The sequence below is a fragment of the Spirochaetota bacterium genome (assembly GCA_017999915.1).
Taxonomy (GTDB): Bacteria; Spirochaetota; UBA4802; order UBA4802; family UBA5550; genus RBG-16-49-21.
Genome location: JAGNKX010000006.1, coordinates 83,727 through 95,855, shown reverse-complemented (window position 1 = coordinate 95,855; position 12,129 = coordinate 83,727). Strand labels below are relative to the sequence as shown.

The following is a 12,129-nucleotide window of genomic DNA, read 5'->3' as shown; positions in this document are numbered from 1 at the left end:
ACCCTGGAGGACCCATGAACGGAACAATCTGGCTCATTGCCGCTTACTCATCTATCGCAATCTTCATCGCAGGCATCGCGGCGTGCATTGTCCGCATCGCCCGCCTACCGGCCCATCTCCGGTGGGAGCTCGCGCCGGTGCCCCATGACAGGGCCGGCTCATCCTACGGAGGCTCTTATTTCGAGGTGCAGGACTGGTGGATGAAGCCCCGGGAGCGCTCCATAATTCATGAAATCATTTATATGATGAAGGAAATTTTCCTTCTCCACACCGTATGGAAGGGACACAGGCGGCTCTGGCCCTTTTCGATGGCCCTCCATGGCGGCATCTACTTCATCTTCTTCATGGCGCTGTGCCTGGCGGCCGCCGCCGCTGTCGACGCGGCCGGGTTCTCTTCCGCCGCGGCTTTCCTCGAAGGAATAGCCGTTTTCCTCGGCACCATTGGCTACCTCTTCGGCCTCGCCGGGTCACTGTCGCTGCTGGTGCTGCGGGCGGTGCGCCGGGACCTCCGCTCCTACTCCGGGATCTCGGCCTACCTGAACCTGATCATCCTGCTGGCCCTTTTCGCCACGGGCGTGTCCTCCCTGGTCGCGGACGGCGACCTGGCCTCCCAGATCAGGGACTTCATCGAAGCGGTATTCAGGGCCGATTCGCATATTTCACTGTCACGGGCAGGGGCGGCGCACATCGGCGCGGTCCTCTTCTTCCTGGCCGTGCTTCCCTTCACCTCCATGAGGCACTTTGCCGCGAAATTCTTCACCTTTCACAGCGTCCTCTGGGACGATAGCCCCATGGACGCGGCCGCTGAAGAGAAGATAAAAAAGCTGCTCGGCCAACCGGTCCGATGGTCCGCTCCCCATGTCGGATCGGAGGGCTCAAAAAATTGGATCGATATCGCTCAGGGGAAATAGATAATGAAAAAAACAGGGATCAAAGATATAAGCAGGGGCGAGGCGCCCCTCACCGAGATAAACGTCAACGACCTCCTTCCCCTCCCGCCTCCCTATGACCGGATCGAGGACCAGCCCGGATGGAAAAAGCTCAGCGACGACCAGCGCAACACCATTGCCTGCGACCTCGACGGCGTGGCGGCCCTCTCCCTTCCGAAGCCGAAGGACGCGGCCGATGAGCGGCGCGTCGTCGAAGCTTTCATCGCCGGGCTCCAAAAGCTCCTATCGCGGGAGAACAACTGGACCTTCCTCCAGCCGCTCCTCCTCACGATAGACTACTGCGCCCGGTGCCAGACCTGCTCCCAGGCCTGCCCGATCTACCGCGAAAGCGGCGGGAACGAGATCTACCGCCCCACGTACCGCTCCGAGGTGTTCCGGCGGCTGGTTAAAAAATACGCGAGACCCGGCGGCGGGATCATGGCGAAGCTCAGGCTCGAGGATATCGACCTGAACTGGACCGCGGTGAGCCGCCTTTACGAGCTTTCATACCGGTGCACCCTCTGCCGGCGCTGCGCCCAGGCCTGCCCCATGGGCCTCGACAACGCCCTGGTGACCAGGGAGCTCCGCAAGCTCTTCAGCCAGGAGCTCGGCTGGGCGCCGAAGGAGCTCCACGAGAAGGGAACTGTGCTCCAACTCGCGGTCGGATCATCCACCGGCATGAAGCCGAACGTGGTGAAAGACAACGTCGACTTCCTCGACGAGGACCTGTCCGAGGAGCTGGGCATAACCATCGAAACGCCCTGGGACAAAGAGGGCGCCGACGTGCTCCTCATGCACAACGCTGGCGAGATCCTGGCCTGGCCTGAGAATCCTGCCGCCTTCGCCATCATCCTGAACGCGGCCGGCGTGAGCTGGACCCTGTCGTCCGAGGCACCCGCCTACGACAGCGTGAACTACGGCCTCTTCTACGACGACGTGCAGCTCTCCCGCATCGTGATGAAGCACATGGAGGCCGCGAAGAAGCTCAAGGTCAAGAAAGTGATTCTCGGCGAGTGCGGCCACGCCCACAAGGCCCTGATAACCATAGCGGACCGCATCCTCACCGGAGACCTGAACATCCCCCGGGAGAGCTCCCTCACCTTCCTGGAGGAGATCGTCATGGGCGGCCGGATCGCCTTCGACCCGTCGAAGAACGACTTCCCGGTGACCCTCCACGACCCGTGCAACATCGTGCGGAACCTGGGCATCGTGGAGCCCCAGCGCCGCATCATCCGGAAGCTCTGCCCGCAGTTCCGCGAGATGGAGCCCCACGGCGCGGATAACTACTGCTGCGGCGGCGGGAGCGGCTTCGCCATTATGGGCCAGAACAACTTCCGGGACTGGCGTGTGAGCGTGGCGGGGAGGATGAAGCTCCGGCAGATACTGGAGGCCTTTGCCGACTGCCCCGGTCCGGATACAAAAAAATACCTGTGCGCTCCCTGCTCCAACTGCAAGGGACAGATCAGGGACCTCTTCGATTATTACGGGGTACGGGAAAAATCGGGGATGGCCTACGGCGGGCTCGTCGAGCTCATCGTCAACGCCATGGTGGACGTCAAGGCCCCTATCATCAAGTGGGACCTTTAAAGGAGAATATGATAACGGCCGGAGGGTTTACTTTTCCGGGGCCAGGGTCTTCAGGTAATTCTCGAGGGCGTACTGCACCAGGGAGGTGTAGCTCTCTTTCTGGAGGATGGTCTTCTCCATCTTCCTGAACTGGATCAGGCCGTGGAGCATGCCCCAGAGCCAGATGGTGTGGCGCCGCGCGTTGACCTTCCTGAATTCGCCTGACTTCATTCCCGCCTCGATCGCCTCGGTGCAGAAGCCGAGGATCCTGCCGCCGGTCTTGTCGACCCTGTTCTTCAGGCGCGGCGGAAAAAGCTGCTCCGGCGTCGATAGAAAATAGGTGATGATGTCGTAGTAGTTCTTCTGCTTTTCGCTGAACTCGAGATACCCCAGGGCGACCGCCTTGATCTTCTCCTTCGGGGAGGACGCCGCCGCCACGGCCTTCCCTATCTGGTCGTTCAGCATTGCCAGCCCCTCCTCCTGGAGCGCCGCGAAAATATCTTCCTTGTTGTGGTAATAGAGGTATATGGTGCCCACGCTCAGCTCGGAGAGCTTGGCGATCTGGTTGACCGTGGTGGCGTGGAGCCCTTTTTTCAGGAGAAGCGTCCGCGCCGCCTTGAGGATGTGGTTCTTTCTCTCTTCCTTTTCCCGTTCCCTGCGTTCCTGTGATCCCATTGGTCTCACTCTCTGTTTTTACCGTTCGATCTCCGAACGTAATTTTTTGGCCATCTGCCGTTCGTACAGCGCCGGCGCCAGGCGGTGCAGGTAATAGGTGAGCTTTCCCACCGTGGTCAGCACGATGATGTTCTTGCGCTGCACCGTTCCACGGAACACGGCCTCGGCCACATGGCCCGGGGTGTCCTGTTTGCCCACCCTCGACTGCGGGTGCGTCGTCACCGTACCGTTCGACCCGAGGGCCCTTGTCTGGAGATTGGTCTTCGTGAAGCCGGGGCAGACCATCATGACATGGACGCCCAGGGGCCTCACCTCCGTACGCAGGCTCTCAAAGAGCCCGTGGAGGGCGTGCTTGCTCGCGCTGTATCCGGTCCTTCCGAGTAGGGGGCTGTAGCCGGCATGGCTTGATGTCACCACTATCACACCCTTTCTCGCGATCAAGTCTTTTATGGCCGCCTTTGCGCAATAAAGGGCCCCGAAGAAATTGATGTCCATGACGCGCCGGTATACGGCCGGGTCCGTGTCCACGAAGGGGCTCCGCTGGGTGATCCCGGCGTTCACCGCCAGCACGTCGATGCCGCCCCAGCGCTTGATGATCGCTCCGATAACGGCCTCGCACTCCTTCTGCTTGCTGACATCGCAGGCGAACCCGGCCGCCTCGATCCCGCCGTCTTTCAGCTCGCCGGCCAGCCTGTCAGCGCCCCTGCCGTCCATGTCGATGACCGCCACTTTCGCCCCGGCCTTACCGAACCTGCGGCACAGCGCCTCGCCGATGCCGCTGGCCCCGCCGGTCACGGCGACGATCTTGTTGTTGAATTGTTCGTGTTCTATCATGCCTTGTCACCTTCACCACTTCACAATAGTGTGCGATCAACCGCTTTATCAACGCTGAGTCGCAGAGGACGGATTACTCATCAGCGCCTCCGCGTTGAATCTTTTTTTCCCTCACCCCGTCTCCGGCGCGCCCTCTCCCATGAAGCTTGGAAAAAAGGAGAGGGCTACTCTATATGCTCCCCCTCTCCTTTCTCCAGTTTTTAATGGGAGAGGGGGACGGGGGGGTGAGGGTCTTCACATCTCAGCCCTCCACTTCCAGCGTCACCTTTTCCACCTTGTCCAGGTCCCGCTCGTAGAACAACGAAGCCACGAAGAAAAGCGCCGCCGCGACGAGCAGGAATATCGGCAGAATGGAGAGGGCCGTCTGTATGTTATAGCCGTCGGAAATGGAGCCTACCACGATGGGCCCCATGGAAGAGCCCAGAAGATTCTGCACTATGACGCACAGGGCGTAGGATATGGCCCGGAGTCCGGGGTGCACCACGTCCTGGGTCACCGCGGCCGCGGCCGGCACGAAGGCGACCACCACCAGGCCCATGAGCAGTATGAGTACGTACTGCATGTTGCCGGTAAAGAAGAGCAGCCCCGATCCGAGAAAGATCGCGGAAAGGACCGCCACGATCGACGAGAACACAAGGCGGGCGTTCTTTCTTTTCTTCAGCCACAGGTCCGCGAGGAGCCCGCCCACCGGCGCGCCCACCAGCGCAAGGAGCATTACCGAGCCCCCCTTCATTCCCGCCTGGTCCATGGGCAGTTCATAGACGCGGTGGAAGAAGGTCGGGAGCCAGGTGATGAGCGACGTGGTCACGAAGGTCATGGCCGCGAAGCCGAAATAGGTGAAGATGAGCGACGGGGTGTGGATGAATTCCCTGAATATGTCCATCTTGCTCATGGCGACCTTGGAACCGCCAACATCCGCGGTCTTGACCAGCTCCACGGTCTTGTAATCCTTGACGAAAAAGAAGAGGATCGCCACGATCAGGCCCGGCAGGGCGACCAGGCCGAAGGCGTGGCGCCATCCGAACTCCTTGGCTATAATGCCGCCCAGGGCTATGCCCACGGCGCTTCCCAGCGGTATGGAGGCGTTCCAGATGCCCATCATCCTCGACCGCTTTTCCTCCGGGTAGAGGCCCGCGAGCATGGCGGTGCCGCCCGGCGCGTACCCGGCCTCGCCCACCCCGATGACGCCCCGCGCGGCAAAGAGCTGGCCGAAATTCTTGGTAAGGGCGCACACGGCGGTGGCGATGCTCCAGATGACCGCCATGAGTCCGATGGTCTTCTTCCGGCTCCAGCGGTCTACCAGCACCGACGCCGGAATGGTGAATATGATAATGGACCAGTAGATGGCGGACACCAGCATGCCGCACTGGGCGTCGGAGATGGCCCACTCCTCCTTGATATAGGGAAAGAGCGACGTGACCACCATGCGGTCCACGTAGTCGAAGAAGTAGAGGAGGAACAGGAGGATGAAAACATAGTTCGTATACCCCCTGGATAATTTGTATTCATGGGTACCGCTTTGACCGTTCATCATAATACCTCCTGTGGAATATGATAACCTTGTATTGATATATTATCCGCCATGGGCGCGCACACATTAGCGCGCCCATGGCGTCATTATGCTTTAGGCCTTGTACGCCCCCAGGTTGGCCAGGGCCACACTGCCCGGACTGATCGTCGACGGATCGACCATCACGTTGATACAGGCGGTCTTGCCGGACTTGAAGGCCGCCTCGATGGCCGGCCGGATGTCCTCTGGCTTGTCGACAAAGGCGCCGAAGCCGCCCAGTGCCTCCACCATCTTCTCGTAATTGACCATGCCCAGGTCGGTCCCGTCCTTGATGGCGTGGCCGAGGCGGATCTGCTGGCTGTGGGCGATCATGCCGAAGAGGGTGTCGTTGGCCACGACCACCACGATCGGAATGTTGTGCCGGATGGCGGTGTGGAACTCCATGAAGTTGAATCCCGCGGCCCCGTCGCCGATGACCAGGAGAACCCGCTTGTCCGGATTGATGAGCTTGGCCGCGTTGGCGTAGGGTATGCCCACGGCCAGGCTGCCGAAGAGGCCGTAATCGAGATAATGCCCCGGCCGGCGCACGGTGCGGGTCATCCCCATCCAGGTGGTGGTGTCCCCGCCGTCGGCCACGACGATGTCGTCCTCGCGGTCCATGAACTTGTTGATCTCATGGGCCAGCCGCATCGGATGGATCGGCGCTCCCTCCTTTTCCCACATCGGCTTCGCCTGGGCCTTGCCGTTGGCGTCCGCGGCCTTGACCGCCTCCACCCATTCCGCGTACTGCTTCACGAGGGACGGCCCGAGCTTCCGGGCGTCGATGATCCGGTTGATCTCCGCCAGCAGCATCTTGATATCGCTCACCACGCCGAGGTCCACGGAACGGTTCCGTCCGATCTCCTCCGCCTCGATGTCGACCTGTATGAACTTGGCGTTCGGGTTGAAGATGCCCCCGAAAATGAAAAAAAGGCTCAGACGCGATCCGAGGAAGAGGACAAGGTCCGCCTGGGTGTCGGCCACCAGGGCCGCCCCCGGCCGGATGGCCAGGGCCGATTCAAAGCAGAGTGGGTGCGTGTCGGGGATAAGGCCGCGGGCGCCGGCCATGGTCATGGCGGGCATTCCCGTCTTCTCGACAAACGATACGAGCTCCGGACCGGCGTCGGCGCACCAGGCGCCGCTCCCGGCTATGACGATCGGCTTCTTCGCCTGGCCGAGCATGTCCACGATCTTTTCCGCCGCCGCCGTGTCCACGGTCTTCGACACGATGGTGCTCTGGTATTTCTTTACCTTGCCCATGTCGGGCTTCGCGTTCAGCACGTCCACGGGTATCTCCAGGTACACCGGTCCGGGACGCCCCTGCATGGCGTACCGGAAGGCCATATCGATGAATTCAGGTATCCGCTCGACGTTGTTGCACACCAGGGCCTTTTTCACCATCGGCTGGATCACGGGGAGCTGGACCATGTCCTGGAGGTCAAGCTTCTCCGACATCTCCAGACCCACGATGCCCGAGATGAGAATGACCGGCGCGTTGGCGAGGCGGGCGCTGGCGATCCCCGTGAGGGCGTTGGTGAAGCCGGGCCCCGCGGTCACCATCGCCACGGCGGGCTGCCGCGTCATGCGCGCCATGGCTTCGGCCATGAAGACCGCCGCCTGCTCGTGGCGCGTGCAAAACAGCTTCACGCTGGTATTCTCGAGAAATTCATAAACCGGGGTTATGTGTCCGCCGCTTATGGTAAAAATATACTTCACGCCGCGTTCTATAAGGGCTTCCGCGGCAAGTCTTCCGCCGATCATCTTTTCCATGTTAACACTCCTGAGATTGTTTATTCTTACTATACACTATCTTGTTCCCGCGACCTCCTCCCCTTGATGGGGGAGGATTGCGGCGGGGGTGATATCAATATCTTACAATTCCATTAATTGCCCGCCGGTGACGTTGATCGCCTGGCCGGTCATGTACGACGACGCCTCCGAGGCGAGGAACGCCGTCAGGTTCGCCACCTCCTCCGGGGTGCCGATGCGTCCCAGGGGTATCGTCTTGCACATCTCCTTCTCGCGCTCCTCAGCCGTCGTCTGGAAGACCTTCGCCTCCAGCCCGAAGCGCCACCGCTCCAGGTCGGTCATGATCTGGCCGGGGCAGATGGCGTTGACGCGCACGCCGGCTCCGGCCAGCTCCTTGGCCATCACCTTGGTGAGCATGATCACCCCGGCCTTGGCCACCGCGTAGGCCCCGTTCATGACCGGGGGAAACTTGCCGGCCCGCGAGGCGTTGTTCACGATGCTGGCCGGCTTTCCCAGCATGAGGGGAAGCATGGCCCGGGAGACCCGGAAGACGCCGTGGAGGTTGATGTCCACGGTCCTCATCCACGCCGCCTCGTCATAGGTATGGACCGCGGCCGGGACGCCGAAGGAGGCGCCGGCGTTGTTGCAGAGGATGTCCACATGGTCGAATTTCCCCTTCACCGCCTCCGCCATGGCGGCGACGGACTCGGTGCTTGACACGTCCACCGGTACGGCCATGGTCCTGACGCCGAATTCCCTGCCGAGGGACTCGGCGATCTCCTGCATATCCGCGGTCGTGCCCGTGGCGACCTGGGCGCCCGCCGGGGCCGCTCCCCCCAGGTCCGCAATGATTACATTGGTTCCAAACGAGGCCAGCTTGCGCGCCATGGCATAGCCCATGCCGGTCTTTTTTCCGGCCCCGGTGACCAGGGCCGTCTTTCCTTTGAGATCTGTCATCATGATTGTTCTCCTGAAGGGTCATGCCGTCGATGCCGCACAACCCGGATTTTCGCTTTTTTTGCCGCTGCCATAATAAACTGCTTGCAATAAATTATATTCATATTATGAATAATATTCATTATATGAGACTATGTCGGACAACTCTTCCCCTGTCAATACAAAAAGGGCCCGGTGTCGATAAAAGAAGCATTGTTTACCGGAAGCTCTTCCCGGGGATATTGATCGAGGAAACCAGGGGAGAAATCGACCAGCCATGAAGGAACGATATGAGCTTATCTATGGCTACCGGCACTGCAAAAGCGAGATTATTTTCAGCGCCGGGTTCGCCGACACCGAGGAAGAGGCCGCCCGGTGGGTCAGGGATAGAAGCGGGGGACAGGACCAGTCCCCTCCGCCCCAGGGCGATCCCCTCTGCGACTGCGAGGTTTCCTTTTGCCCGTTGAAATTTCAAAGACCCTGGTATTCGTACCGAAAAGTCTCTATCTGACATCTCCTGGTATCATTGTCCCTCGATCGCCCCGATCACTTCCCGCGCGATCTGAAGCTCCTCGTCCGCGGGTATCACCAGGGCCGTGACCGCGCTTCCCGGCGCGGTGATCACTTCATCATGGGCCTCATTGGCCCTGTCGTCGACGGCGAGGCCCGTATGGGCCAGGGCGCCCAGAACTTCCTTCCGCAAAAACGCCGAATTCTCCCCGATGCCGCCGGTGAACACGATGGCGTCGGCCCCGGACATTTCCGCCGTGTAGGCTCCGATCAGGCAGGTGATGCGGTTGGCGAGCATATCGACGGCACGCTTGGCGTTTTCATCCCCGCCCCGCGCCCTCTCCTCCAGGACCTTGAAGTCGCTGCTGATCCCGGACACGCCGAGGAGTCCGGACCGCTTGTTGACCATGGTCCTGATCTCGTCCGGTTCGTAGCCCTGGTCTATCAGGAAAAAGATTATGGCCGGGTCGAAGGAGCCGCTCCGCGTCCCCATCGGCAGGCCCTCCAGGGGGGTGAACCCCATGGAGGTGTCCACGCTCTGACCCCGTTTCACGGCGCAGACGCTCTGGCCGTTGCCCAGGTGGCAGGTTATGATCCTCAGGGAGGCTATGTCCCGGCCCATGATCTCCGCGGCCCGGTGCGCCGCGTACTTGTGGTTGGTGCCGTGGAAGCCGTATTTCCGTATGCCGTATTTCGTGTAGAGCTCCATCGGGAGCCCGTAGAGGTAGACCGTCTCCGGGATGGTCCGGTGAAAGGCCGTGTCAAAGATGGCGTACTGCGGCAGGTCCGGCAGCGACGCCGCGATCTCGTCGACGCAGGCGAGGCCGACTGGATTATGGAGCGGAGCGAGAAACGATATCGACTCGAGGTAGTCCCGCACGTCCGCCGTGATCCGCGCGGCCGCGCTGTAGCGCTCGCCGCCGTGGACGATGCGGTGGCCGACGGCGGAGATGCCGCACCGGCCGGAAGCGGCGCCCCTCGATTCGAGGAGCCCCAGCATGTCAAGGATGGCGGAGCGGTGGTCCCTGACCGCCATCTCCGTCTTCTCCTCCGCGCCCCGAGCGGTTATCTTCCGCACGCAGGCGCGGTCCGCGGAGGTCTCGCCGATATCGAGGTAATGGCCCTTGACGACCATGGCCCCGGCGTCTCCGTCATGGACCTGGAATTTCAGGGAACTGCTTCCCGCGTTGATCACCAGGACCTTCATCGCCCCTCCCGGCAGCGGCCTACACGGCGCTCAGGTGCTTGTACTTGGGCAGGTAGCGCACCGCCGGCTTGAAGGCGTCGCGGCGGAACGGCTCCGCCAGGACCTTCTCGCCGCCCTCGATCACCGCGTTGATGACCACGGGCTTGCCGCACTTCACCGCCTCGCGGACGACGTCCTTCACGTCGGCGTAGTTCTCCACCTTGAAGCCGACGGCGCCCATGTCCTTCGCCACCTGGTCGTAGTCCGGGTTCGTCAATAAATCAGCGCCGACAAAGCGGCTCTTGAAGAAGTCGATCTGGTTCTTTTTCTCCGCGCCCCACTCGTGGTTGTTGAAGACCACCGCTATGACGGGGATGTTCTCCCGCACCGCGGTCATCACTTCCGAGAGGCCGCTGATGCCGTAGGCGCCGTCGCCCTGGAGGGCGAAGACCGGCGTGCCCGGGGCCCCTATCTTGGCGCCCATGGCGGCCCCGTAGGCGAAGCCGCAGTTCCCCCAGGAGAGGGCCGAGATGTGCTGGCGCGGTCCGGTAAACTTCAGGTAACTGTTGCAAATTGATGAATTATTGCCGATGTCCGTGGCCACGATGGACCCGTCGGGAATGGCGTCGGTGAGCTCCTTGATGAAGCGGCGCGGGTGCATCAGCTTGTTGGTCGAGGAGGACCAGGAATCGAGCTCCTCCTTCCAGGCGGCCTTTTCCTTCGCGATATCGGCCAGGCGGGCCGTGTTCTTCTGACGGCTCCCGTCGACGGCCTTCAGGGCCTTCAGGAGCTGCAGGGCGAACTCCCGCGCGTCGGCCACGATGCCGAGGTCGATCCTCTTCGAAACGCCCAGCTGGGTGCCGTCGATGTCGACCTGGATGAGCTTCGCCGAATTTGGCCAGTAGGCTATGTCGTACTGGGGCAGCGTGCCGAAGGGCCCCAGGCGCGTTCCCAGTGCCAGGACCACGTCGGCCTTCGCGATGGAGCGCATGGCCGCCTTGGACCCGCAGTAGCCGATGGGGCCCACGGCCAGCTCGTGGGCCGCCGGGAATGTGTCGTTATGGAGATAGGTGTTCACCACCGGCGAGGTAAGGTACTCCGCCAGGGCCTTTGTCTCATCAATGGCGTTGGCCATGGATACGCCGCCGCCGGCGAGGATGACCGGGTTCTTCGCTTTGGCCAGGAGCTCCGCCGCTTTCTTGATCAGACCCTCGGGGCCGCTGCCGTAATTGACGTCGCCCGATTTGAATATCTCGCAGTCCAAATCGCCATAGTAGAAGTCCCGGGGGATGTTGAGCTGCACCGGGCCGGACAGGAGCTTTGCCATGTAGAAGCAGCGGCGGGTCAGCTCCGCCATCCGCTCGGGCCGGTTTACCCGGACCTGGAACTTGGTGCATTTCTCGAACCAGGGCATCTGGTCGAGCTCCTGGAACCCGCCGGTGCCGATGCCCATGCTGCCTGTCTCCGGGGTGATGGCCACCACCGGCGAATGGGCCCAGAAGGCAGCGGTTATGGCGGATATGAAGTTTGCGGCGCCGGGCCCGTTCTGGGCGATGCAGGTCTGGGGCCTGCCGGTCACCCGGGCAAGGCCGTCAGCCGCATGGGCCGCAGCCTGCTCGTGGGCCACGGAAATGAAGCGTATCCCCGCCGTAGGATAAAGGTCCAGGGCGTCCATGTAGGCGCTCCCGACGATACCAAAGGTGGTGGTTATTCCCTCGGCTACCAGTGATTCAACGAATGCTTCGGATGGGGTCATTTTTGTCATTTCAGCCTCCAGCGGGGTAAAAATTATTGAATAATATTCAATATGTGAACTATATTCAGTAGGGTTCTGGTGTCAATGATTTTTTTGATTAATTTCTTCTCGACTATTAACAATTCTATATTATTTACTTGAGTCAGGCGTTTTTTATTATTATATGTGATATTAGCGAATTTGATATCTCATTTTTTACTCGTTTCGTTAGAGAGCTATTTGTAATCGTTTGTTTTGCTGCGGAGGGTCCATCTGCTGCCAACAGGAGGTTGGCAGTGCCGACATTGACAGGATGTCAAAACCACGTCGGCGACCATCCTCGCTTAACGCAAAACATCCATGTTTTGCTCGTTTTAGGATAAATTAAAGTATTCTATTATATATCACATCGAAAAAATGAGATATCAAATTCGTTGTTATTTATTTATATTAAAAAACA

At 60.7% G+C, this 12,129-nt stretch carries 10 protein-coding genes; 3 read left to right on the top strand and 7 right to left on the bottom strand.

Translation table 11 applies throughout. From position 1 onward, the window contains the following. Positions 1–14 precede the first annotated feature (14 nt). On the top strand, positions 15–911 hold the full coding sequence (locus KA369_10385; GenBank protein ID MBP7736367.1) for a respiratory nitrate reductase subunit gamma: 897 nt from the start codon (positions 15–17) through the stop codon (positions 909–911). 3 nt (positions 912–914) lie between these two features. Further along, positions 915–2,516, top strand: a complete 1,602-nt coding sequence (locus KA369_10380) for a (Fe-S)-binding protein (GenBank protein ID MBP7736366.1) — start codon at positions 915–917, stop codon at positions 2,514–2,516. A 27-nt stretch (positions 2,517–2,543) separates the two neighbouring features. Here KA369_10380 and KA369_10375 read toward each other — a convergent pair whose 3' ends face one another. From KA369_10375 to KA369_10355, 5 genes are all read right to left on the bottom strand, one after another. After that, positions 2,544–3,170: a TetR/AcrR family transcriptional regulator gene (locus KA369_10375; protein ID MBP7736365.1), complete on the bottom strand. Its 627-nt coding sequence runs from the start codon at positions 3,168–3,170 to the stop codon at positions 2,544–2,546. Between the two features lie 18 nt (positions 3,171–3,188). Further along, entirely contained in the window at positions 3,189–4,004 is an 816-nt protein-coding gene (locus KA369_10370; protein ID MBP7736364.1) for an SDR family oxidoreductase, read from the bottom strand. A 241-nt stretch (positions 4,005–4,245) separates the two neighbouring features. Next, the gene (locus KA369_10365; GenBank protein MBP7736363.1) at positions 4,246–5,535 is read right to left on the bottom strand and encodes an MFS transporter; all 1,290 of its coding nucleotides are present in this window, start codon (positions 5,533–5,535) and stop codon (positions 4,246–4,248) included. A 93-nt stretch (positions 5,536–5,628) separates the two neighbouring features. After that, on the bottom strand, positions 5,629–7,323 hold the full coding sequence (locus tag KA369_10360; GenBank protein ID MBP7736362.1) for a thiamine pyrophosphate-binding protein: 1,695 nt from the start codon (positions 7,321–7,323) through the stop codon (positions 5,629–5,631). Between the two features lie 102 nt (positions 7,324–7,425). Further along, a complete protein-coding gene (locus KA369_10355) occupies positions 7,426–8,262 on the bottom strand; it encodes an SDR family oxidoreductase (protein ID MBP7736361.1) in 837 nt (278 codons plus the stop codon). Between the two features lie 253 nt (positions 8,263–8,515). Here KA369_10355 and KA369_10350 point away from each other — a divergent pair, with 253 nt between their 5' ends. Then, positions 8,516–8,749, top strand: a complete 234-nt coding sequence (locus KA369_10350; GenBank protein MBP7736360.1) for a hypothetical protein — start codon at positions 8,516–8,518, stop codon at positions 8,747–8,749. Between the two features lie 12 nt (positions 8,750–8,761). On the opposite strand, the gene KA369_10345 is transcribed toward KA369_10350, so the two are convergent. Continuing rightward, complete coding sequence (locus KA369_10345; protein MBP7736359.1) at positions 8,762–9,955, bottom strand: acetate kinase; 1,194 nt, start codon at positions 9,953–9,955, stop codon at positions 8,762–8,764. Positions 9,956–9,974: 19 nt separating this feature from the next. After that, positions 9,975–11,699 carry a sulfoacetaldehyde acetyltransferase gene (gene xsc / locus KA369_10340; protein MBP7736358.1) on the bottom strand — a complete coding sequence of 575 codons (1,725 nt, stop codon included), beginning with the start codon at positions 11,697–11,699 and terminating at the stop codon, positions 9,975–9,977. Positions 11,700–12,129 lie beyond the last annotated feature (430 nt).